This window comes from Actinacidiphila cocklensis, assembly GCF_907177275.1.
GTDB classification, from domain to species: Bacteria; Actinomycetota; Actinomycetes; order Streptomycetales; family Streptomycetaceae; genus Actinacidiphila; species Actinacidiphila cocklensis.
In genome coordinates, this window is the sequence record NZ_CAJSLV010000001.1 from 222,368 (window position 1) to 243,682 (window position 21,315).

General features: G+C 70.5%; 20 protein-coding genes. 9 read left to right on the top strand and 11 right to left on the bottom strand.

Going from position 1 to position 21,315, the window contains the following annotated elements; genetic code table 11:
- Window positions 1-11: 11 nt before the first annotated feature.
- Window positions 12-2,270 carry an ATP-binding protein gene (locus NFU81_RS00835; protein WP_251483705.1) on the bottom strand — a complete coding sequence of 753 codons (2,259 nt, stop codon included), beginning with the start codon at window positions 2,268-2,270 and terminating at the stop codon, window positions 12-14.
- A 371-nt stretch (window positions 2,271-2,641) separates the two neighbouring features.
- On the opposite strand from NFU81_RS00835, the gene NFU81_RS00840 reads away from it, so the two are divergent.
- Entirely contained in the window at window positions 2,642-3,082 is a 441-nt protein-coding gene (locus tag NFU81_RS00840; RefSeq protein WP_251483707.1) for an SsgA family sporulation/cell division regulator, read from the top strand.
- A gap of 74 nt (window positions 3,083-3,156) precedes the next feature.
- Here NFU81_RS00840 and NFU81_RS00845 read toward each other — a convergent pair whose 3' ends face one another.
- Together NFU81_RS00845 and NFU81_RS00850 are read right to left on the bottom strand one after the other, a co-directional pair.
- Complete coding sequence (locus NFU81_RS00845; RefSeq protein ID WP_251483710.1) at window positions 3,157-4,179, bottom strand: acetylserotonin O-methyltransferase; 1,023 nt, start codon at window positions 4,177-4,179, stop codon at window positions 3,157-3,159.
- A 179-nt stretch (window positions 4,180-4,358) separates the two neighbouring features.
- Window positions 4,359-4,934: a TetR/AcrR family transcriptional regulator gene (locus tag NFU81_RS00850; protein ID WP_251483712.1), complete on the bottom strand. Its 576-nt coding sequence runs from the start codon at window positions 4,932-4,934 to the stop codon at window positions 4,359-4,361.
- Between the two features lie 613 nt (window positions 4,935-5,547).
- Here NFU81_RS00850 and NFU81_RS00855 point away from each other — a divergent pair.
- From NFU81_RS00855 to NFU81_RS00865, 3 genes are all read left to right on the top strand, one after another.
- Complete coding sequence (locus NFU81_RS00855) at window positions 5,548-6,195, top strand: response regulator transcription factor (protein WP_251483715.1); 648 nt, start codon at window positions 5,548-5,550, stop codon at window positions 6,193-6,195.
- A 248-nt stretch (window positions 6,196-6,443) separates the two neighbouring features.
- A complete protein-coding gene (locus NFU81_RS00860; RefSeq protein ID WP_251483718.1) occupies window positions 6,444-7,238 on the top strand; it encodes an SDR family NAD(P)-dependent oxidoreductase in 795 nt (264 codons plus the stop codon).
- 107 nt (window positions 7,239-7,345) lie between these two features.
- Window positions 7,346-8,041 carry a helix-turn-helix transcriptional regulator gene (locus NFU81_RS00865; protein ID WP_251483720.1) on the top strand — a complete coding sequence of 232 codons (696 nt, stop codon included), beginning with the start codon at window positions 7,346-7,348 and terminating at the stop codon, window positions 8,039-8,041.
- 75 nt (window positions 8,042-8,116) lie between these two features.
- Here NFU81_RS00865 and NFU81_RS00870 read toward each other — a convergent pair whose 3' ends face one another.
- The 6 genes from NFU81_RS00870 to NFU81_RS00895 all read right to left on the bottom strand — a co-directional run bounded on the left by NFU81_RS00870 (window position 8,117) and on the right by NFU81_RS00895 (window position 15,951).
- On the bottom strand, window positions 8,117-10,885 hold the full coding sequence (locus NFU81_RS00870) for a LuxR C-terminal-related transcriptional regulator (protein WP_251483722.1): 2,769 nt from the start codon (window positions 10,883-10,885) through the stop codon (window positions 8,117-8,119).
- A 548-nt stretch (window positions 10,886-11,433) separates the two neighbouring features.
- Window positions 11,434-12,267 carry an alpha/beta fold hydrolase gene (locus tag NFU81_RS00875; protein WP_251483724.1) on the bottom strand — a complete coding sequence of 278 codons (834 nt, stop codon included), beginning with the start codon at window positions 12,265-12,267 and terminating at the stop codon, window positions 11,434-11,436.
- Between the two features lie 60 nt (window positions 12,268-12,327).
- Window positions 12,328-12,807, bottom strand: coding sequence for a cupin domain-containing protein (locus NFU81_RS00880; protein WP_251483726.1), 480 nt, complete (start codon window positions 12,805-12,807; stop codon window positions 12,328-12,330).
- Window positions 12,804-13,796, bottom strand: coding sequence for an alpha/beta fold hydrolase (locus NFU81_RS00885; RefSeq protein ID WP_251483728.1), 993 nt, complete (start codon window positions 13,794-13,796; stop codon window positions 12,804-12,806). The genes NFU81_RS00880 and NFU81_RS00885 overlap by 4 nt, the downstream gene beginning before the upstream one ends.
- A gap of 212 nt (window positions 13,797-14,008) precedes the next feature.
- On the bottom strand, window positions 14,009-14,800 hold the full coding sequence (locus tag NFU81_RS00890; protein ID WP_251483730.1) for an SDR family NAD(P)-dependent oxidoreductase: 792 nt from the start codon (window positions 14,798-14,800) through the stop codon (window positions 14,009-14,011).
- Between the two features lie 71 nt (window positions 14,801-14,871).
- Entirely contained in the window at window positions 14,872-15,951 is a 1,080-nt protein-coding gene (locus tag NFU81_RS00895) for an MBL fold metallo-hydrolase (protein WP_251483733.1), read from the bottom strand.
- A gap of 205 nt (window positions 15,952-16,156) precedes the next feature.
- Here NFU81_RS00895 and NFU81_RS00900 point away from each other — a divergent pair, with 205 nt between their 5' ends.
- On the top strand, window positions 16,157-16,453 hold the full coding sequence (locus tag NFU81_RS00900) for a ricin-type beta-trefoil lectin domain protein (RefSeq protein WP_251483735.1): 297 nt from the start codon (window positions 16,157-16,159) through the stop codon (window positions 16,451-16,453).
- Window positions 16,454-16,589: 136 nt separating this feature from the next.
- On the opposite strand, the gene NFU81_RS00905 is transcribed toward NFU81_RS00900, so the two are convergent.
- Window positions 16,590-17,213 (bottom strand): TetR/AcrR family transcriptional regulator, encoded by a 624-nt coding sequence (locus NFU81_RS00905; RefSeq protein ID WP_251483737.1) that lies wholly within the window; start codon window positions 17,211-17,213, stop codon window positions 16,590-16,592.
- Between the two features lie 85 nt (window positions 17,214-17,298).
- Between NFU81_RS00905 and NFU81_RS00910 the strand changes: the two genes are divergently transcribed.
- Both NFU81_RS00910 and NFU81_RS00915 read left to right on the top strand, forming a co-directional pair.
- A complete protein-coding gene (locus NFU81_RS00910) occupies window positions 17,299-18,234 on the top strand; it encodes an aldo/keto reductase (protein ID WP_251483739.1) in 936 nt (311 codons plus the stop codon).
- Window positions 18,235-18,670: 436 nt separating this feature from the next.
- On the top strand, window positions 18,671-19,213 hold the full coding sequence (locus tag NFU81_RS00915) for an RICIN domain-containing protein (RefSeq protein WP_251483741.1): 543 nt from the start codon (window positions 18,671-18,673) through the stop codon (window positions 19,211-19,213).
- Window positions 19,214-19,330: 117 nt separating this feature from the next.
- On the opposite strand, the gene NFU81_RS00920 is transcribed toward NFU81_RS00915, so the two are convergent.
- Window positions 19,331-19,666 (bottom strand): hypothetical protein, encoded by a 336-nt coding sequence (locus tag NFU81_RS00920; RefSeq protein WP_251483743.1) that lies wholly within the window; start codon window positions 19,664-19,666, stop codon window positions 19,331-19,333.
- A gap of 342 nt (window positions 19,667-20,008) precedes the next feature.
- Between NFU81_RS00920 and NFU81_RS00925 the strand changes: the two genes are divergently transcribed.
- Together NFU81_RS00925 and NFU81_RS00930 are read left to right on the top strand one after the other, a co-directional pair.
- On the top strand, window positions 20,009-20,554 hold the full coding sequence (locus tag NFU81_RS00925) for an RICIN domain-containing protein (protein ID WP_251483745.1): 546 nt from the start codon (window positions 20,009-20,011) through the stop codon (window positions 20,552-20,554).
- A gap of 131 nt (window positions 20,555-20,685) precedes the next feature.
- Window positions 20,686-21,300 (top strand): TetR/AcrR family transcriptional regulator, encoded by a 615-nt coding sequence (locus tag NFU81_RS00930; RefSeq protein ID WP_251483748.1) that lies wholly within the window; start codon window positions 20,686-20,688, stop codon window positions 21,298-21,300.
- The last annotated feature ends 15 nt before the right edge of the window (window positions 21,301-21,315 follow it).

Consider the following 21,315-nt stretch of genomic DNA (forward strand, 5'->3'; position numbering starts at 1 on the left):
GCTCACGAGGCTCATCGGTGACCGAGTTCGGCCAGGCGCTCCTGGGCCGTCGCCAGGTGCTGCGGGTTGGCGGAACTCCCGAGGCCGAGGCACTGGGCGTAGACCTCCTCGGCCTGCTCCCGGTGTCCGCCGCCCAGCAGCGCCTCGGCAAGATGGATCAGCGCGCGGCTCTCGAGCCCCGGATTGGCCCTCGCACGGGCGAGGCTCACCGCGGTCCGCAGGTGTTCGGCGGCCTCCTCCCAGTTCTTGAGGAGGGTGTGGGCCTGGCCGATCGACGTCTGCGCGTTGGTGCGGTTGAAGGCAGCGCTGTGGGGCTCGATGCCGTCCCCGGCCTGATCGAGGAAGGCGAGCGTACGGAGGTGCTCGGCGATGGATTCCTCGTAAAGCCCCGCGCGCAGCAGGGTGTCGGCGTGACTGCACATGGCGTGCAGGGTGCCGTGCAGGTCTCCCGCCGCTTCGAACAGCCGAGCCGCTTCGCGGTTGTGCGGTGCTGCCGCGGAGTAGTCGGCGAGGTGGCTGAGCGCCCAGGCCGTATAGCTGTGGGACCAGGCCTGTTGGGGGATATCGTCGGCCAGCAGGGCCGCCTCGAGTGCTGCGGCCGATCGGTCCATGCTGTCGCGGTGGCGGCCCTCGCAGATCAGCAGCGCCCAGGCGTGGAGGTTCAGGTGGGTGGCTTCGAGGCGGGGGTCGCCCAGGGCGTGGGCGCTGTCGGCGGCAGTGGCGCAGACCTCGGGCCAGTGTCCCCAGAAGATCCACTGGTCGGAGAACCAGTGGAGGGCCTCGGCGACCTCGACCACGGCGGCGTGGTCCTCCTGGAGGGCGGCGGCACGGAAGGCTGCGAGCCAGTTGCTGCCCTCTGCCTGCAGCCATTGGCGGGCCTGGTCCGCGGTGGACAGCGGGACGATTCCCTGCCACGTGGGAGCGGGGGCACCGAAGTCGGGATCGAACCAGCGCCCGGCCACGACGGCGGTCTCCAGCAGCCAGCGGTGCATCGCGGACCGGGCGGCCGCGGCCACCTCCTCGGATTCCTCGGCTCTCAGCCGGTCGCGGGCGTACAGCCGCAGCAGGTCGTGGAGACGGTACCGATCCCGGTCGGAGCCCAGCAGCCCGGTCTCGACCAGCTCCTCAAGGGTGTCTTCGACGTCGAAGAACTCCTGCCCGGTGAGTTGGGCGCTGCCTGCGACGCCGACGTCCGGACCGTCGACCAGGGCGAGGAGGCGGAAGAGCCGGGCGGCATTCGGGGTGAGCTGCCGGTAGGACAGGTCGAAGGCCGCCGAGACGCGGATGTCGCCGGCGGCAAGGGTGTCCAGACGGCGCTCTTGCAGAGCCAGCCGATCGGCCAGGCGGCGTACCGTCCAGCCGGTGCGCGTCGCCAGCCAGTTGCCTGCCACGCGCAGGGCAAGGGGCAGGTAGGCGCAGCGCAGAGCGACCTCGGCGAGTGCGTCGGGGTCCGTGGCCGCGCGGTCCTGGCCGATCACACCGGTCAGGAAGATGCCGGCGTCCGTGGGGGACAGCTCGCCGATGGGCAGGCGTTCGACGTCCTCCAGCCCGGTGAGCATCCTCCGGCTGGTGATCAGGACCATCACCGCACCGGAGCTCGGCAGGAGGGGGCGGACCTGGGCCTCGTCTCGGGCGTTGTCCAGCACCAGCAGGTAGCGACGCCCGGCCAGTGCCTGCCGGTAGAGCTCCGGGTGACCTTGCGGGCCGGCCTTGGCGAGGTCCCGGTCGGACACCCCGACGGCCTTGAGTACCCGCAGCGCCAGCTCCGCCGGGTTGCGCGGCTCGTCGTCCATGCCTCGCAGGTCGAGTACCAGTTGGCCGTCGGGGAAGCGCTCCGCCAGCTCACGGGCGGCCTGCAGCGCCAAGGTGGTCTTCCCGGTACCCGGAGGCCCGGACACCGCCACCACCTGTGACCGCCCGAGGGACGCCTGCTCGGCCAGCGCGGCCAGTTGGGTGAGTTCGTGCTCCCGGCCGACGAAGTCGTCGATACCCCGCGGGAAGGCGCGCACGTCGGCGAGGCTCTGGCGGGGGTTGCGGCCGATCCGGGCCGCGGCCAGCAGCTGTTCCCGCTCCGCCTCGGGCAGGTTCAGCCCGTTCGCCAGCGCGGCGACCGTTCCTCTTTGCGGAGTTGCCCGGCGTCCCCGCTCCAGGTCTCCGATTCCGCGGCCACTGACTCCCGAGGCCTCAGCCAGTGCCTCGATCGTCAGCGACGCCTCCAGACGCAACCGCCTGAGCAGCGCCCCGAATTCCACACCGTCCACGTCGGTCACCCGACCCACCCCCCTGTGCCTCGTCCCTCCGCGGCTGCGCCGGCTCGATGGGTCACCCACCTGCTGGACGCCGAGGACGACGAACTCTGCTTGACGATCATGCTTGTACGGCTACAGGATATTCGCACATGATGCCGGAGTTGGACGGGAATGCACGCTGCTGCCGGGTGCGCAGTACCTGTGACATACCTGTGTGAACCGCCGGCGCCCCGCAGGTGAACCCGAAGGTCGCCGACCTCGGCTGGTCCGTCGCGCCGGGTTCTCTCCTGGGCTACCTTCCGTACATCGCTCGACAAGTGCCCGCCATGGGCAGGCCTAGGGTCGTTCGCAGAAGAGCTGCCGTCCCCCAGACCTTGTTGAACGGGTAGGAAATGAATCAACCGTCGTCAAGAGCCGCGGAAACGAGGGTCACCTGTGAGCTGGTAGTGCATGTGCTCGTGGGAGGTGAGCCACAGGTTTCACTACCGGCCAGTTTTCACTATCAGCGTTCGGACCCCTACGCCGTACTCCTGTCGATCGGGACAGCCTCGACGGGCACGGTCGACTGGATTTTCGCGCTGGATCTCCTGCGGGAGGGAATGAGCCGACCCGTCGGCGAAGGAGCCGTCCTCGTCGCGCCCCGGCTGTCTTCGCGGGGCGCTGTGGTGCGCGTCGTCGTCAGGTCGCAGGTCGGGTCGGCAGCGCTCGACATCAGGACCTCGGCCGTTGCCGACTTCCTGGACCGGGTGCACAAGGTCGTGCCGCCGGGCACGGAGGGAAGCTGCGTCGACATCGACCACCTCGTGACCCGCCTTCTGGGCACCGGCGCCTGAGGCGCGGCGAACGGTGGGCCGGGCCGGGGCCGTTCGCCGTGCCGCGCGTCAGAGTGTGCCGGTGGGAGCCGGGGTCACTTGGTGGCGTAGACGGCGGTGTAGCCGCCGATCAGGGGGCGGGCCTCCGCCTTGCGGAAGCCGGCGCCCCGGAGCCACCGGGTGACGTCGGTGACCGTGTACTCGGAGCCGCCCTCGGTGTCGATGAGCATGTTGAGCGACAGCATGAGGCCGTAGGTGTTGCGGCGGCGCTCGTCGTCGATCATGGCGTCGTAGACGATGAGGGTGCCGCCCTCGGGCAGCGCCGCGTAGGCCTTGTCGAGCAGGAACCGGCGCTGCTCCAGGTTCCAGTCGTGCAGGATCTGCCCCATGACGTAGACGTCGGCCTCGGGCAGCGGGTCGGAGAAGAAGTCCCCGCCGTGGAAGGCGAGCCGGTCGGCCAAGCCGTGGGCGGCGACGAACTCCTCGAACACCGGGCGCACGGGGGGCAGTTCGAAGACGGCTCCGGTGATGTCCGGGTTGGCCCGCAGGACGGCGGCGGGCACGGCGCCAAGGGCTCCGCCGAGGTCGACGACGTGGCGGCGTCCGGTCCAGTCGAAGTCGGCGGCCAGGGCGCCGGCGAGGGGCGTGCTGACGCCGTTCATGCCGTTGAGGAAGTTGCGCCAGGCGATGGGGTCCTGGCTGAGCGTGGCGAAGAACGGGGCGCCGCTGTGCGCGACCTCGTTCTGCGGGGCGCCGGTCTTCAGCGCGTCGGTGAGGTTGTTCCAGAAGCCGAAGAGGCGGGCGTCGGCCATCTCCAGGATGCCGCCCACGTACGACGGCTTGTTCCGGTCCAGGAACAGGTCCGCGGCGGCGGTGTTGCGGTAGGTGCCGTCCTCGTCGCGGTCCAGCACGTCGAGCGACACCAGGGCGTCGAGGAAGTCGGCGGAGGAGCGGGGGTGCAGGCCCACCTCGGCGGCGAGGGACTCGCGGTTGCGGCCACCGCCGGCAAGTGCGGTGAAGATGCCCAACTCCACCGCGCTGAGAAGGGTCTTGGAGGCCATGAAGCCGAGGCCGAGCTGAAGAAGCGGCTCAGGGGTGATCGGGTCGTTGACCGGCATGTTTCTCTCCACTAGGTCTGGGAAGTTGAATGCTAAACATGTTCTGCGCCCGTGTGCTCCGTCAGACGTGTGGCGGGCGTGCTGCCGGCGTGAATGGTGGGGGAGTGGAGCGCTCTGACCAGCGAGGTTGCCCGTTCGGGCAGCGCTGCGGCCGGTGAGGGCGGCGCCCGCGAGGGCGGTCAGTCCAGCGTGCGCACGGCCGTGTTGACGGCGTCCGCCACGAACTCCCTGCCGACCTGTGCCGCGCCGACGATCCGGATCCCCTGGACGAACGTGGTCAGGAAGCGGGCCAGCTCCCTCGGGTTCTTGTCGGCCGAGATCTCGCCCCGCGCCTGCGCCCGCTCCAGGGCGCCGGCGAGGATCCCCTCGACCTGCAGGATCGCCTTGTTCACGCGCTCTGCCGCCCAGGGCTGGTCGGCGCACTGCGTGGCGGTGCTGACCACGAGGCAGCCGCGCGTGGGCTCGGCCATGTCCATCTCGATCAGCGAGGCGAGCATCGTGCGGACGGCCGACCGGATCTCCGGCGCCCCGTCGAGGATCTTCTCCAGGTCGCTGTGCTGCAGGGAGACGTACCGCTCGAGGGTGCGCAGGTAGAGCTGCTCCTTCGAGCCGAAGGCCGCGTAGAAGCTGCCGCTGCCGATCGACAGCTCCTTCAGCAGGTCCTGCAGGGAGGTCTCGGCGTAGCCCCGGCGCCAGAACAGGTTCATGGCGCGGTCCACCGCCAGATCGATGTCGAACTCCCTGGTGCGAGCCATATATCCACGGTAACGCGATTTATGGAATAGTCAATCAACTATTGTGGGCTTCGCCCACGGATGAACGGCGCGGGAGGTACGGGCCTTTCACTTTCTTCGGGCCTGCGGGTTCCGCCGCAGGGTCGATCGAGCAGCCATACCGCCTGAAAGGGCAACCCTCCTTAGGTGAGGACTTCTCGTGCCCGGCGACTGCCTACGGCGGTTGTATGGTCCCTCGAAACGAGCAAGCGTTGTCGCGTGGAACGACGGTGGGCATGTACGGGAGAGTGACCAGCGCGGTGGGGCGATCGCGCGCCGATGCCGAGGGGACTTCGCGGGACGCGCTGTGGCCGCGGAGCTCTGCCGGCGGACCCATCCGGTCTCAGCGCTAGATCGAGCGCCGGACGGAGAGCCCGGGTGCGGCATGCCGTCGCGCTGTCGCGGGGAAGGCCCGGGGCGTGTCGCCCCGTGAGCGCGACCGCGGCGGTGTTCGACACGGGGCGGCGAACGGACACCCGGCTTCAGGAGACCACCCGGCCGGCGGTTCCACGGGCGAGACCGACCGTGGGAACCCCCCCCACATCATCGCGATCGTGCGTGGAGACCACGTCGCGCCGATCCCGGAGGACCTGCGTTGACTTCCAAGGAGAGATCCCCTGCCTCGGCATCGATCGCCGTCCGGGCGGCCGATCCGGTGTCCCTGCAGGGCGCCGAAGTCCTCCTGCGCGGGTCGGAGGGGACGACGCTGTTGCCGGTCGACCAGGCGGACCGCGCGGACGTCGTCCTGATCCTGGCGAACGAGGTGACCGAGGAGACCATGACGTGGATGGCGGAGGCGTCCGCCGTCTCCTCCAATCCCGACATGCGGATCGTCCTGGTCGCCGACCGCATCAGCAGGCCGCGGCTGGCCCGCGCCGTCCGGCACGGACTCGTCAGCGTGCTGCCCCGGGCGCAGACCGGCTTCCCCGAGATCGTCGAAGCCGTTGTGGCGAGCCGGGCCGGTGGGGCGCAGATGCCGGGGGAACTGCTCAGGTCGCTGGTCGAGGAGATGCGTACGCTGCTGCGCGATCCGGGCGGAGGGGTCCTGCCGGGCGGCTTCGAGGGCCGCGAGGTGGAAGTGCTGAGACTGCTGGCCGAGGGTCTGGACACGACCGAGATAGCGGTGAAGCTCAACTACTCCGAGCGCACCATCAAGAACATCATCTTCGCGGTGACGCGGCGGCTCAACCTGCGCAACCGCACCCATGCGGTCGCCTACGCGATGCGGGTGGGCGCCCTGTGAGCGGCTGGAGCCCGCACTCCGGCCGACGGGCACGAGCGGTGGCGCCCGAGGGGTGACGAAGGGCGGTCCCAGGGGTGCGGAATAGTTTCGACGCATACTTGATTGAACGATCCAGAAAGCACCGCTCCCGCCGGGAGCACGCAGGGAGGTCCGACCGGACCGCACGAGGGGGCTCGCCCCTCCGCCGGTGCCGCACAGGCCGACCCGCGTCATAGATCTGTATTGATCAATCCAGAAAAGGATCCGTCATGGAACTGCACCTCCAGGGCAAGGTCGCCGTCGTCACCGGAGCCAGCAAGGGCATCGGCCTGGCGGTCGCCGAGGGGCTCGCCCGCGAAGGCGTCAAGGTCGTGGCCGGCAGCCGCACCTCCACCCCCGAGCTCGACGCGCTCGCGGTCAACCACGACATCACCGTCGTGCCCGTCGACCTGTCGACGCCCGAGGGCCCCGAGACCCTGATCCGCCAGGCCGCGGAGCGGCACGGCCGGATCGACCTCCTCGTCAACAACGTCGGCGTGGCCGAGCCCCGCGAGTCGTTCCTCAAGGTCACCGACGAGCAGTGGCAGAACGTCTTCGGCCTGACCTTCTTCAGCGCCGTACGCGCCAGCCGCGCGGCCCTGCCGCACCTGCTCCAGGCAGGCGGGGCCGCGATCGTGAACATCAGCTCCGTCAACGCCCAGCTGCCCTTCCCGATGGTCGTGGACTACTCGGCCGCCAAGGCGGCGCTGACCAACCTGAACAAGGCGCTGTCCGAGGAGTTCGCCCCCCAGGGCGTCCGCGTCAACGCCGTCTCCCCGGGACCGGTCCGCACCCCCTTCTGGACCGCGCCCGGCGGCTTCGCCGACGCCACCGCCGCGGCCGCCGGCACGACCGCGCAGGAAGCGCTCGACGTGATCGTGCCGCAGAGCATGGGCATCACCCTGGGCCGGATCACCGAGGCGCACGAGGTCGCCGACCTCGTCCTCTTCCTGGCCTCTCCGGTGGCGGGCAACATCACCGGAGCCGAGATCGTCATCGACGGCGGGCAGATCAAGACCCTCTGACCCGTCAGCCCGCGAACACGGTGCCGGATGCGCGGGACGCGCCACATGCCCCGCGCATCCGAAAGCCGCCGCGGCGGCGTGGCCCCATCGAGCGAGGAGGTCGTTGCGTGCGACGCGAAGAAGTTCGCACTCTCGGAGAGGCTGACCCGGCGCGCGGTTCCGGATCGTCGCGCACCGTACAGATCGTCGTCCTGTCGGAGGACACACTGACCGCGCAGGGGGTCGAGGCACATCTGACAGCCGACGACCGGGTACTGGTCCTTCCCCCGGACACCGAGGAGAGACCTGACGTCGTGCTGGTCATCACCGGAGAAGTGACGGACAGGACCCTGACCTCGATCCAGCGGTTCTCCCAGGACGACCCCGCCGACAACCCCCTGCTGATGCTCGTGGCCAGGAAGCCCACCGCGAAGCAGCTCGTCCGCGTCGTCGCGATGGGACTCGTGGCCTTCATGCCACGGGAGGGGACCACCCTCGCGGACATCACGGACACGCTGTGCGTCGTCACCCGCGGCGCCGCGTCCCTGCCGCAACCACTCCTCGGCTCACTGCTGGAGCAGATCCGCACCCGGCGGTGGAACGACCCCACCGCCGACGCGGGCGACGGACCGGCATCCTTCACATCGAGGGAGATCGCCGTCCTGCGACAGCTCGCCGCCGGGTTCAGCACCGCGGAGATCGCGGCGGCGCTGCACTACTCGGAGCGAACGGTGAAATACGTCATCCACGAGATGATCGTGCGGCACGGCCTGCGCAACCGGGTACACGCGGTCGCGTACGCCCTGAAGCAGGGACTTCTCTGAACCGGCTTGTGCCGCGGAGGCTTCTGCCGGAGGGCGACGGAGCGGCCGCACTCGTCGAGAGGGGTACGCGGCCCGTCAGTCCTCGGGGCCGGTCTGGTTCAGCCGGGACGCGATGTGCTTGCGCGAGGTGATGCCGAGCTTGCGGAACACCCTGCTCAGATGGAACTCGACGGTCGAGGTGGTGACGAACAACTGGCCGGCGATCTCCGCGTTGGTCAGCCCCGAGGCGGCCAGGGTCGCCACGTGTCGCTCCTGCGGGGTGAGGTCGGACAGGGTGTCGGCCGTTCGTCTGCGTGCGGTCTCCCCGGTGGCCAGCAGCTCGGCCCTCGCCCGTTCGGCGAAGGGCGCGGCTCCCCACGACGCGAAGGACTCGTACGCGACGCGCAGCTGGACCCTGGCGTCGGCCCGGCGCTTGCGGCGGCGCAGCCACTCCCCGAACAGCAGTTGCGACCACGCCAGTTCCACCGCCACCGGGACCTTCTCCAGCTGCGCGATCGATTCCTGGTACAGCAGCTCGGCCTCGTCGCCGTCGGCCATCAGGGCACGGCAGCGGGCGAGCAGCCCCAGTGCCCACGGGGTTCCGGCCAGTGGAGCGCGCTCTTCCAGGCGGTCCATGGCCATGATGGCCGCCTTGCGATCACCGGCCCGCAGCCCTGCCTCGACCATGCCGGCGAGGTTGATGTCGCCGAGGATCACCGGGTGGTCGTCGAACATCGCGAGCTGGGCGTCGAGTGCCTCCCGGTAGTGCCCGCGGCCGATCTCGAAGATGCTCAGGGCCTGGGCGGCCCACCGGTTCGTCACTCCGGTCCGCTGGCTCTCGGCCAGGGCGCGCATCGCCGCGACCGCGGCCCGCAACTCCTTCTCCCGGCCGGTCCAGGCGTACAGCAGGGCCTTGTGGAAGTCGCCCGACCTGAAGTATCCCGTCGCGGCCATGTAGTCGTCCGACTCGATGTAGAAGCTCTCGGCGGCCGCGAACCGCCCGTTCCAGATCTCCACCTTGGCGAGGGTGAGCAACGACAGGCTGAGCCCGTAGAGCGCGCCCCGGTCGCGGTCCGACCTCACCAGCTTCTCGAGGATCTCCCGCTTCGCCTCGATGTCCCACAACTCGTCGCCCGCGATGCTGATCATGACGCTGAACGCGTCCTGCCCGTGGAGCTCGTCGGCGTCGCGCAGGCGGGCCAGCGCCGCTGCCAGGGCCGGGGCTCCCGCCGTGTAGCCGTAGGCCATCGAGTGGGCCAGCGCCGCCATCAGCGGATCGGGGCTCCAGGCCGGCAGCGCCCTGTCGTGCCAGGCCTCCGCCGCGGCCCTCGCCACCTCGCGGGGGGTCGTCCCGGTGATCATCCGGCCGCCGATGACAGCGGCCTGCACCGCCTCGCGCAGCAGGTCCCAGCTCGCCGCGGGGTCGGTGGCGCCGAGACGGGCCACGGCGTCCAGCAGCATCGCCGGCACCTCGCCGGGACGGGAGCAGAACATCTCCACGGACGCCCGCAGCCGCGTCGCCCGCACCTGCGCCACAGGTCCTTCCAGCAGGGGAGTGGCGAGTTCGAGGAGCGGCTGGACCGCCGGGAGGTTGCCGGAGGCGAGGTGTGCCGCCGCGGCCGCCAGATACCGCTCGGCCCGCCGGCCGGGATGCGCGGTCATCTCCGCCGCCCTGGTGAGCACCAGCGCCTGTTCGGAGTATCCGCCACGCGCCTGGGCCAGTTCGGAGGCGGCTTCGAGCTCCGCGGCCACGTCGTCGTCCGGCGCCTCGGTGGCCTCGGCCAGATGCCACGCCCGGCGCTCGGGGGCGCTGGTGGCGGCGAGTGCCGCCTGGACGCTGCGCCGCTGCTGCGCGGAGGCTGCCGAGTGGACCGCGGAGCGGATCAGCGGGTGGCGGAAGACGGCGGTGGTCCCGCGGCTCAGTATCCCGGCGGTGACCGCGGGCGTGGCGGACCGGATGGACAGCCCCAGGGCTCCGGCGGCCCGCCACAGCGCCGCCTGGTCGTCCGTCGGTGTCATGGCCATGAGTAGCAGCAGGGTCCGGGTGTCGGCGGGCAGCAGCGCAGCCGTCTGCTGGAAGTGGGCCTCCAGCTCCCGGTTGACCGGCAGTGGTTCTGGCAGCGGTGTGACCCCGGCCAGCTGCTCGGGGCTCAGGTTCTCCGCCAGTTCCCGCAGCGCCAGTGCGTTGCCTCCGGTGCCGGCGACCAGCCGCTCGGCGACCGCCTGGTCCAGGTGCCCGGTCACGCAGGAGGCCAGCAGCGCCCTGGCCTCCACGTCCGCCAGACCCTCGATCCGCAGTGCGGGCAGGTCACCGAAGACGTCGAGGCCGTCGGCCCCCTCACGACCGGCGAACAGCAGCCCGAGGCAGTCCGCGTACAGGCGCCGGCCGACGAAGGCGAGGGTCTCCGCCGACTCGCGGTCCAGCCACTGCACATCGTCGACCAGGAAGAGCATCGGGGTCGCCATGGCCGCGTCCGAGAGCAGGGTCAGCGTGGCCAGTCCGACCAGATGGCGGTCGGAGGGCGGGGCGTCGTCCAGCCCGAACACGGCGTTCAGGGCGTCCCGCTGGCGCTGCGGCAGGTCCGGCACCCGGCCGAGGTGGGGCCGAAGGAGCCGGTGCAGCGCGGCGTAGCCCAGCCGTGTCTCGGCCTCCACACCCACCAGCCTGACGACCGACAGGTCCCGGGCGGACTCGGCCGCGTACTCCAGCAGCCGGGATTTGCCGACTCCCGCGTCGCCGTTGAGCACCAGGACTGCGCTGAATCCGTCGCGGACGGCTTCGAGGACCCTGCCGATCGCCTCGCGCTCCGCGAGCCGACCGACCATCGGCGGCCCGGCCGGGGGGTGAACGTCGGTCCACACCATGGGCTTCTCCCTCGTTCGTCGTGTTTCTGCCGGCTCAGGCGAAGGCGCGCTCGGCTGGGCGGGCGTCCCGCGCGAGGGGGGAGGCGGTGCGCGCGGACTCCTGGACCACCGGCTCGACGACGAGTTCCCGCGATGCTGCGTACGACGGAATGCGCAACCTCTCCGGATCCCCGCGCGTCGGGCGATGACACGTCGCAGCCTAGGAAACCGGAGGGTGGGGGCCTTTGCCCAACGTGTACCGGTGCTGTGCGAATCATGCACTCGCCCCGGAGATCCGGGTGCGGGACGGCGCGGGCCGCGCACCGGCACGTCGGCCGGCAAGCGGTCGGCCGGTCCATGGAAATGACGGAACGTCAGTCCTGGTGGGAAGGTGCGGGCTGTGGGCAGCCCGTTCAGGCAGCCGGGCGGGGGCAGCCCAGGGCCGTCGCTCCGGGCCGCGAACCGGCCGGACGACGGTGGTCCGGCCCGGTGCAGGTCGCTGGCGGGGGAGCTGCGAGTACCTGCACCGGGCCGGGGATCGGGGGTCTTCTCCAGGCGGTTGTATGCGCCTACTTGGCCAGGAAGGCCAGCAGCGCGGCGTTGACCTCCTCGGCGTGCGTCCACAGCAGACCGTGCGGGGCGCCCTCGATCTCGACGTACTCCGCCGAGGGCAGCAGCGCGCGGAAGGGCCGTGCCGTCGAGTCGATCGGCAGGATGCGGTCGCCCGAGCCGTGCAGGATCAGCGCCGGTACGTCGATCTTGGCGACGTCGGCGCGGAAGTCGGTGATCCAGGTGGGCACGCAGGCCGCGGACGCGTGGGCCGAGGCGCCCGCCGCGACGGTCCAGCTCGCCCGTACCGCCTCTTCGCTGATGCGGACGCCGAGCGTCTCGTCGAGGTTGTAGAACGCCTCGTAGAAGCTGGTGAAGTAGGCGTAGCGGTCCTTCGTGACCGCTTCCAGGATGCCGTCGAAGACGGACTGGTCCACACCGTCGGGGTTGTCGTCGGTCTTGAGGAGGAAGGGTTCGAGGGAGGCCAGGAAGGCGGCCTTCGCGACGCGCTGCGAGCCGTGGGTCCCCAGGTAGCGGCCGACCTCACCGGTGCCCATGGAGAAGCCGACGAGCACCGCGTCGGTGAGGTCCAGCTCGGTCAGCACCGCGTCGAGGTCGGCGGCGAAGGTGTCGTAGTCGTACCCGGTGGTCGGCTGCGACGAGCGGCCGAAGCCGCGCCGGTCGTAGGTGATGACCCGGTGGCCGGCGTCGAGCAGGGCGGGGAGCTGCTTCTCCCAGGAGTGCCCGTCCAGCGGGTAGCCGTGGATCAGTACGACGGGCTGCCCGCTGCCGTGGTCCTCGTAGTACAGCTCGATGTCGGTGGAGTTCTCCTGGCCGACGGTGATGTAGGGCATGGCGGTTTCCCTTTGCAAGGTGTGGTGGATCGGCGGGGGTGACGGCGGCGACGGCGGCGGTCAGGCCGCGCTCAGCCGAAAGGCCTTGGCTGAGGCCGCGACCGCCGCGAGATCGAATTCCGGCGGCATGTCGCCGGCCTCGGCCACCGGCGTGCCGTTGGCCCTGAAGAACTCCTCGATGCATGCCGGGCTGAACACAGCCGCTATCCGCGCCCCCTGGGCCGAGCGCACCAGATAGCTGTGCGGGACTCCGCGCGGTCCGTGGGCGACCTGTCCGGGCGCCAGGTCGTGGCGCCGGTCGCCGACGAAGAACGTCACCTCGCCGTCGAGGACGAACCAGACCTCCTCCTCGTCCTCGTGGACGTGGTGCGGGGGCGCGTGGCCGGCCGGGGCGACGAACTCCATCAGCGCGAGCCGGTTGCCGGTCTCCGCGCCGGTGAGCAGGACCCTGGCCTGGCCGCCGAGGAACCAGAAGGGTGCACGCTCGGCCGTCGGCGCGAAGGTCGGGAAGGACCCGTCCGGTTCCGCTCTCGCGGTCATCGCCGTCCGCCGAGGAAGTTCAGCAGCAGGTCGGTCATCTCCTTCGGGTGCTCCTCGTAGATCCAGTGGCCGGAGTCGGGGACGACCACCGGGGTGACGTGGGTGGCGTAGCGGCGCACCTGCTTGGGCACCGAGGAGCCGAGGCTGCCGTCGGCGCCGATGGCGAGGACGGGCATGGTCAGCTTCCTCTTCTGGAACTGCGCGTTGTCGGCGATGTCCTGGGGGAAGGTGCGGAACCAGGCGAAGCTGGCTTCCAGATGCGCGGGATCGCGCAGGTAGGAGGCGAAGATCTGCAGATCCTCGGGGGCGAGGGCGTCCTTCTTGACGGCGATCCCGCGCATGAAGCCGGACGTCCAGGTCAGTTCGCGGCCCTGGACGAGGCTTTCCGGCAGGCCGGTCTGCAGGGCGAAGAAGCCGAAGTTCCACACCCCAGGACCCTGGGCCGTGAGCGAGGGGAGGGTGTAGATGCCCGGGTCGGGGATCGGCGCCTCGCTGAGCACGAGCTTGCGGACGCTGCGCGGGTACTGGGCGGCGTAGGCGTAGGCGACCATCGTGCCGATGTCGTGGCCGACGATGTCGACGTCCTGGTCCTTGCCCAGGGAGACCAGGACCGCGTGCAGTTCCGCGGCCATGGTCTTCTTGTCGTAGCCGGACGCGGGCGCGTCGCTGCGGCCCGCGCCGGGCAGGTCGGGTGCGATGACCGTGTAGTGCTGGGCCAGCGCGGGCATGATGTCGTGCCACTCGTACCACGTCTGGGGGTAGCCGTGGATCAGGACCAGGGTGGGTCCGTGGCCGCCGATCACGTAGTCGATGCCGGTCCCGGCGACCTGGGTCTTGTGTTCGCTGAAGCCTGCGGGCATCTGCTCGGCGGGCGTGGCCGCGGGCCGGTCGGAGGCCGCGGCGGCGGTGAGGGTGGTCGTGCCGAGGGCGACGGCCATGGCGCAGGCCGCGGCCAGCAGGCGGCGGGATCGGGGCAGTTGGAATCGCACGGGTTGCTCCAAAGGATGGAAGGGGAAGTGAGGTGTGGTGAGGGTGCCTGTCGTCCGGATCAGTTCGGAGCGGTCATGACGGTGCCTGTCTCGTAGGGGTCGCCTGACCTGGCATGTGCTTACGGAACCGGGAATCCCGGTGCTCTCGCACCGGGGTGGCACCCCAGCGGTTCAGGGCCGGGCACCGCCCCCGCAGGACCGGGGGGCCGCAGTCAGGGGATGATGCCGTTCACCACGCCGCCGTCGACGCGTAGTGCGGCGCCCGTGGTGGCGGAGGCACCGTCGGAGCCGAGGTAGTGGACGAGGCTGGCGACCTCTTCGGGGCGGATGAGCCGTCCCAGGAGCGAGGTGGGGCGCTCCTCGGCGATGAAGCGGCGTTCGGCTTCGGCGAAGGGGACGCCGTCGCCGAAACGGTCGGCGATGAACACCTCGACACCAGGGGTGAGGGTGGGACCGGGCAGGACGGTGTTGACCGTCACGCCGGTACCTGCGACCTCCTGGGCGAAACCGCGGGCGACGGCCAGCTGCGCGGTCTTCGTGGTGCCGTAGTGGATCATTTCCCTGGGAGTGCTGATGGCCGACTCGCTGCTGATGAAGACGACGCGGCCCCACCCGCGCTCCACCATGCGCGGGGCGTAGTGGCGGGTGAGCCGGACACCGCTGAGAACATTGGTGGCGAAGTAGAGGTTCCATTCCTCGTCGGTGATCTCGAACGCGGGTCTCGCACCGAAGATCCCGGCGTTGTTGACGAGGACATCCACGTCCGGCGCAGCGTCCGTCAGGATGCGGACGCCCTCCGCGGAGCCGACGTCGGCGGCAACGGCGCGGACTTCACCGTGTCCGCCGACGGCGCGGATGCGTTCCGCCGCGGCCTTGGTGCGGTCGGGGTCACGGCCGTTGACGACGACGTCAGCTCCGTCGCGGGCGAAGGCGGCGGCGATCGCCTCGCCGATGCCGGAGGTGGAGCCGGTGACGAGTACGGTGCGGCGTGGCGCTGCGCTCACGGGAGCGCCCCCTGGGCTGGTGGGAGTCATTCGGGTTTCCTCACTTGACGGTTGCGAAGGCTGCCGGTGGTTCAGGGCCGGACGCCGAACGGCCCGAGGAGGCCGGCGTCGATGCGCAGGGACTCCAGCAGTGCCCAGGCGTTGTCCTTGGTGAAGACGTCGGAGGCGGCCAGGACCCCGGCGTACTTCGCGGCGACCGGGGCGGCCGCGGTGTCCGCGACGGCGTCGAGGAAGGTCTTGAAGATGGCCCACGAGTTGCCCTGTGCGCTGTATTTGGCGAAGTAGGGGCTCGGGTCGACGGAGTCGATGGCGGCGCGGGTGCTGGCTTCGAGATCGTTCATGTACTGGATCTGCCGGGTGCCGTCCGCGCGGACGCCGAGTCGACCGAGGTGGCCGCCGACGAACGTCTCCCAGGGGTAGTCCATCGCGATGCTCTGCGCCTTGATCCAGTCGGGGATGTCCTGGGAGACGGCGAGGTTCTTGAACGGCACCCAGCCCGGGTAGAGCACGTCGACCAGCATCAGGGTGGCGTGTTCGGGTGCGTAGACGAAGATGTTGTCGGGGGAGTGGTTGGGTCCGTGGTAGGCCAGCTGCAGGGTCTCGCCGCCGACCTTGAGCTGGTACCTGTCGTGGAAGGTGGTTGTCGGCAGCGGCCGGTTGCGGTCGGCCGCACGGGCCAGCAGGCGGGCCGTGGCGGCGTGGGAGATCCGTTCGACGTCGGGTCCGAAGAGGCCGGCGGCGCCGATGTGGTCGGCGTGCGAGTGGGAGTAGACGAGGTGGGTGACCTTGCTGGGGCGGCCGTTGGCCCGGGTGACGTCGTCGATCGCGCGCAGCAGGTTGTGCCCGATCGTCGGCGGGGCGTCGACGAGGACGACGCCGACCTTGGTCGTCAGGAACATGGCCTGGTAGTAGGTGTCGGTGACCCAGTAGAGGTGTCCTGAGATCCGGCCGACGTAGTAGCCGTCGGCGTTCGGGGCGGGGCCGGCCGAGGCGGCCGGGACCGGAGCGAAGTCCGGCAGGCCGGTGTCGTCGGCGTGGGCGGGCGCGGCCAGCGCGCCGACGAGGCCGGCGGCGGCCGGGACGGCGAGGGCGCCGGCGGCGCCCCTGAGGAACGTACGGCGGCCGGTCGGGGACGGGAGTTCGCGAGACATGACGGTCTGTATGCCCTTCGGTACGAAGACAGGGAGACGTGCCAGGGCACAGGACAGCACCGGGGCGCGGCGGTTCGCACCGGGGCTCCACCCCAGCGGGACGCGCCTGCCGGCGGCTGCCGGGTACTGGGGTGAGCACCGGCGCGGGAGCCCCTGCGGGCCGCACCTGTCGCATGTTGACAACTGGTGGAATTCGCCCTCGTTCGTGTGGACGATCTCGCCCTCCGACGCCGGCGTGCCCGTCACCCCGCTCGTCGGTCAGGGCGGCAAGTGCCTCGACCTGGCCTCGGACGACAACACCGACGGCGCCAAGGTCCAGATCTACGACTGCAACGGAACCGGCGCCCAGACCTGGTCGTACACCTCGTCGGACAAGGCGCTGCGCAACCCGGCGTCGGGCAAGTGCCTCGACGTCCCGGCAGCCGTCACCACGCCCGGCACCCAGCTGGACATCTACACCTGCAACGGGACCACCGCTCAGCAGTGGAACCTGCCGAGTTGAGCACGGCGCCGAGTGCGCGGCGGCACTGATCCCCGACCGACTCCCGTCGCGCGCTCCGAGCCCGGGCCGGACCTGCTCAGGCCCGGGCACTCCGCGTGCCGCAGCGGCGGCAACGCCGCCGGCGATCCCCGCAGGGTCAGTGCGGCGGTGGCCCGTCCGTCGCGGGCCGCAGCGCGTCTGCCACGAGATCCAGCAGCCGTCCGGTCAGGTGCGGGCTGTTGCCTGCGGTCGTCGACATGAACACTCCGAGGAGCATCATCGTGACCGCCTCCGGTTCCACGTCCGCCCGCAGGGAGCCCGTCTTCGCGCCGGCGTCGAGGATCTCCGCGATCGCCGCGGTGATCCGCTCCCGGGTGGCAGGTGTCGCGATGGTGCCCGAGGCCCACCCCGCGCGCAGGGTGTCGGAGATGCCGCGCTTGACCGCGGTGAACGCCGCATAGCGGTCCATCCACGCACGCAGCGCCGCCTCGGGCGGCAGCTCGCGGAGCAGCGCGGGGGCGCTGGCGACGACGGCGTCGAGTTCGGTCGCGTAGATGGCCTCGACGAGCGCTTCGCGGGTGGGGAAGTGGCGGTAGAGCGTGCCGATCCCGACGCCGGCCTCGCGGGCGATGGCGTCGAGGGTGGCGTTGCCGTCGGTCGCGGCGAAGGCGTCGCGGGCGACGGCGAGCAGCCGTTCGCGGTTGCGCTGTGCGTCGGCCCGGGCCGGACGTCCGGGCGCCTTCGCCGACCGGTCGGGGGTGGGGGAGTCGGGAGCAGCCAAAACGGAGACCCTCCGGTTGGTGTTACGGTGGCCGTAAACGGAGTCCCTCCGTTTGCCTCCATCATCTCATGAGAGTGGGACTGCCATGGCGTCCACTGCCCGGTCCGACCAGCTCACCGCCCTCGGAACAGCACGACCCGGCGGGCCCGGCGCGCTCGCGGGCCGCAGCGTCTCGCGTGTCGGCTACGGCGCCATGCAGCTGCCGCGGCTGGACCGCGATGCCGCGATCTCCCTGCTGAGGCAGGCTGCCGACCTGGGTGTCGATCACGTCGACACCGCCCACTTCTACGGCAACGGCTTCGCCAACGAGGTGATCGCCGCCGCGCTCCGCCCCGAGGACGACGTCCTGGTCGTCAGCAAGGTCGGCGCAGAACCCGCCACGGGCGGGCGCATCCCGCTGCGCCTGGCCCAGCGGCCCGAGCAGCTCCGGGCCGGCGTCGAGGACAACCTCAGGAGCCTCGAGCTCGACCGGATTCCCCTCGTCAACCTGCGCCGCGCCGACCACGGCCCGGGCCTGCGCGCCGAGGGCGACCAGATCGTCGACCTCGACGACCAGCTCGCCGTGATGACCGAACTGCGCGACGAGGGCAAGATCGGCGCCATCGGTCTCAGCAGCGTCTCCCTGGACGCACTGCGGCATGCCCTCCCCGCGGGCATCGCCTGCGTGCAGAACGCCTACAGCCTGGTCTCACGCGACGACGAGGACCTGGTGCGGCTCTGCCTCGCCGAGGGCATCGCCTGGGTGCCGTACTTCCCGCTCGGCGGCGCCTACGCCGGCCTGCCGAAGGTCACCGAGGAGCCCGCCGTCGTCGCGGCGGCGCGGACACTGGGCGTCTCCGCCGCGCAGGTCGGCCTGGCCTGGCTGCTCCACCACACCCCCAACACGCTCCTGATCCCCGGCACCGCCGACGCCGAGCACCTGCGGGCGAACGTCGACGCGGGTGCGGTCACCCTCGACGAGGCGACGCTCGCCGCGCTCGGCGCAGTCCCCTCGCGCTCGGGCGACATCGAGACCCGATGACACCTGCCGCGTCCCGCACCGCGGGCGGCCGGCGTGGACGGCCGGGGTGCGGGACGCGTGGCGGTGGCGCGGCTGCGGCTACCGCACGGCCGGGCTGTCGATGTTGGCGCCGGTGGCCTTGGTGAGGGTCGCCCGGACGGTGACGTTCGCGCCCGAGGGATCCGAGGCGTGGGCCGATCGTGGTCGCGGCGGAGGGCGGCACGTGCAGGAAGAACCAGGCGTAGACGGGCCGTCCGCGCCCAGCGCCGCATCTCATGAGGCAACGCGTCGCTGGTCTCTGGATGAATGCAAGGTGTCGCACCGGGGAACGTTCTCCCACCCGTGTCGGGGGGCTCGAATCATGTCGGCTGCTTTGGCGATTCTTGACCTAAATGATCCGCTTGGTCTTTTGGGTCGACGCTGGTGCAGCGTGGCTCCTGTCGATATCTTCTGCCCCATGAAATCAGCCGAGTTCCTCAAGCGCGCCGGTGCCGTGGCCACGGCCTTCGTGGCGGCCGCATGCTTCGGGATCCTGGTGCCCGCGCCCGCGGAGGCTGCGGCTCAGATCCCCACGTACTGGACTTTCTCGAACCTCTGGGTGGGCAATGGAAATACCTGCCTGACCGGGGGGCAAATCCAGTCGAACGGCACGGCGCACGCGTTCATGTCCACCTGCAACGGAAGTTCCTTCCAGCAGTGGGACTGGCGTGGCGCGGACCCGGGAGCCACGTATCCCGCCCTTGAACTCCAGAACAAGGCCACGGGGCTGTGCCTGGCGACCGATCACAAGAGCTGGGACGGAAATGCGGTCTGGGTGAGCAGCTGCGACTGGAGCGACGGCAGGCGGTTCATGTGGTTGAGCAGTGGCGGGGGCTATCACTACCTCATGGCCAACCTGGACCTTCCCAACGTCTTTCTGACCCCGCGGGAAAACGGCGCCGTCTACGCCAACAACACCAGTGACTCGGCCATGGACTCATGGATCGGCAGCCACTCGTGACCCGGTGCTGGGCGACGGCTTAGGCCGGCCCGTCCCGGTTGTCGGCCCAGTGCTGCGAGAGAACCGGCCACCAGGTCAGGATCTGCCTGGTGGCCGGCTCGTGCGGTTCGTGACGTCCTAGAAGGTGCCGTTCCACTCGTTGTCGAACTGCCCGTTGTACACGGCGCCCGCAGCCGTGGGCCGCAGCTCGGCGTAGTCCCCGTAGGGAGGGTGGGTGAAATCCGACATGAGCTCTCCACCGGAATTGGGCTCGGAGTTGAAGACGTACCGGAAACGCATGCCCGGCCGCCATTCGCAGGTGCTGGCCCAGACGGCGTTGTTGTCCTCGTTCTTGTAGTCGGTGGCCAGGCACAGGCCGGTGGCCTTGTTCTGCAATTCAAGGAAGCTGGGGTTCGTGGGATCCTCGCCGCGCCAGTCCCACTTCTGGTAGGAGCTTCCGGTGCAGGTCGCCATGAACACGGAGGCCGTTCCCGCGCTGTTTGTCTTCCCCCCGGTCAGGCATTGGTTCGGATAAAAGGTGTTGTTGCTGAAGCTCCAGTACACGGGCTCGGGAGCAGCGGCCTGTGCTGCGATGGGCGGCGTCAGGAATGCCATTCCGGAGGCCGCTACGAAGAGCAGAGCAGCGCGGTTCCTACGATTCTTGCGGAGAGTTCTCTTCACGCGCCAAACGTAGCCGGAACTTTTGTGGTGCGCCAGCCCTGTTCGGGAATGCGGTTTTGTGCTTCCGCCCCGGGTCCACCGGTGAGCGGCGGAAACGGCCACACGGGCCGAACTTGCGAAAGAAGGATGCCGTCGATGTGGGGAAAGACCGGAATACGCAATGTCTCGCGGCCTGCGGCCGTTGCCGCCGCGCTGTGCTCCGCACTGTTCGGAGCGACGCTCGCCCTGCCGATCGCGCCGGCCGCGTCCGCGGCGACCACGTACTGGTCGTTCGACAACGCCAAGCGCGGATGCCTCGAATCGACCGCCTCGGGCACGGTTTTCGAGGGTGCCTGTGACAGCGGCAACGTACAACAGGACTGGTACTGGACGGGTTCCATGAACTCCCAGGGAAGGCGCATGCTCGCGAGCCGGGTGAGCGGCCGGTGCCTGGCGACCGACATCAAGTCCGGCCTGAACCAGGCCAACGCCGTCTGGACGAGCTTCACCTGCGACGCGGACGCCAGGGGGCAGCGCTGGCGGTTCGACTACAACGGCATCGACACCTACGGCCAGTTCGACAGCGGGTACGGCACCGCTCTGCGTACCTCTCCCGGCCTGCCGGAATCCGTCTACAGCGACGAGTTCACGACGACCGTGGCTCTGGATTACTACTACTGGTCGACGTCCCTTTCGGGCTGACCAGGCCTCCACGGGTCAGCTCGGCCGGCCCGGTCCGTGCGCTCAGGAATGCGCGGACAGCCCCCGGCGCACCACGGCCCGGCCGCGGTGCGTCGTCTACGGCTGTAGACGACGCACCGTATGCTCGTTTCATGACTGCCGCACAGCCCTCTCGCCGGCGTGACGCCGCAGCGACGCGTGAAGCGATCCTGGCTGCCGCTGTCGTGGAGTTCACCGAGAACGGATACGCGGGAGCCGGTGTCCGGCAGATCGCCGAGCGGGCGGGGGTGACGGCGATGATGATCAACCGTTACTTCGGCTCGAAGCAGAACCTGTTCGCCGAAGCGGTGGACCGCTCGTTCGGGCCGCCGACCGTTGTCGGCACCGAACGCAGCGGATTGACGCGCACCATAGCGCACGCACTCGCGGAGAACACGGCACCCGGCACCGAACGCCTCGATCCGTTTCTCCTCACCCTGCGGTCCGCGTCCGACCCCGAGGCGGCGGACATCGTCCGGCGCGGCATCGAGGCCCACGCGGGCGCGCGCCTCGCGGGGCTGATCGGCGGCTCCGAGGCGGAGCTCCGCGCTCAGCTCGGGCTCGCCCTGACCGCGGGGACCTGGCTGTTGCGCGCGGTCGTCGGCACCCGCGCGCTGGCGGGGGCCGACAACGACCGCCTCGCGGAGCTGCTGGCCGCCATGCTGGAACCCGTCACCCGGGAAGCCGGTGCCGACCCCGCCCCGGGCTCCGGGGCCGCCGCGCAGTAGCCGGCCCCGACGCCA

Coding starts and splice junctions, on each gene's coding strand:
- NFU81_RS00860 (WP_251483718.1), top strand. CDS start 6,444: ATGGAACTGCACCTCCAGGGCAAGGTCGCCGTCGTCACCGGAGCCAGC.
- NFU81_RS00870 (WP_251483722.1), bottom strand. CDS start 10,885: ATGGTGTGGACCGACGTTCACCCCCCGGCCGGGCCGCCGATGGTCGGT.
- NFU81_RS00920 (WP_251483743.1), bottom strand. CDS start 19,666: ATGGCGACCTGCACCGGAAGCTCCTACCAGAAGTGGGACTGGCGCGGC.
- NFU81_RS00895 (WP_251483733.1), bottom strand. CDS start 15,951: ATGTCTCGCGAACTCCCGTCCCCGACCGGCCGCCGTACGTTCCTCAGG.
- NFU81_RS00840 (WP_251483707.1), top strand. CDS start 2,642: ATGAATCAACCGTCGTCAAGAGCCGCGGAAACGAGGGTCACCTGTGAG.
- NFU81_RS00915 (WP_251483741.1), top strand. CDS start 18,671: ATGAAATCAGCCGAGTTCCTCAAGCGCGCCGGTGCCGTGGCCACGGCC.
- NFU81_RS00880 (WP_251483726.1), bottom strand. CDS start 12,807: ATGACCGCGAGAGCGGAACCGGACGGGTCCTTCCCGACCTTCGCGCCG.
- NFU81_RS00910 (WP_251483739.1), top strand. CDS start 17,299: ATGGCGTCCACTGCCCGGTCCGACCAGCTCACCGCCCTCGGAACAGCA.
- NFU81_RS00875 (WP_251483724.1), bottom strand. CDS start 12,267: ATGCCCTACATCACCGTCGGCCAGGAGAACTCCACCGACATCGAGCTG.
- NFU81_RS00845 (WP_251483710.1), bottom strand. CDS start 4,179: ATGCCGGTCAACGACCCGATCACCCCTGAGCCGCTTCTTCAGCTCGGC.
- NFU81_RS00850 (WP_251483712.1), bottom strand. CDS start 4,934: ATGGCTCGCACCAGGGAGTTCGACATCGATCTGGCGGTGGACCGCGCC.
- NFU81_RS00930 (WP_251483748.1), top strand. CDS start 20,686: ATGACTGCCGCACAGCCCTCTCGCCGGCGTGACGCCGCAGCGACGCGT.
- NFU81_RS00925 (WP_251483745.1), top strand. CDS start 20,009: ATGTGGGGAAAGACCGGAATACGCAATGTCTCGCGGCCTGCGGCCGTT.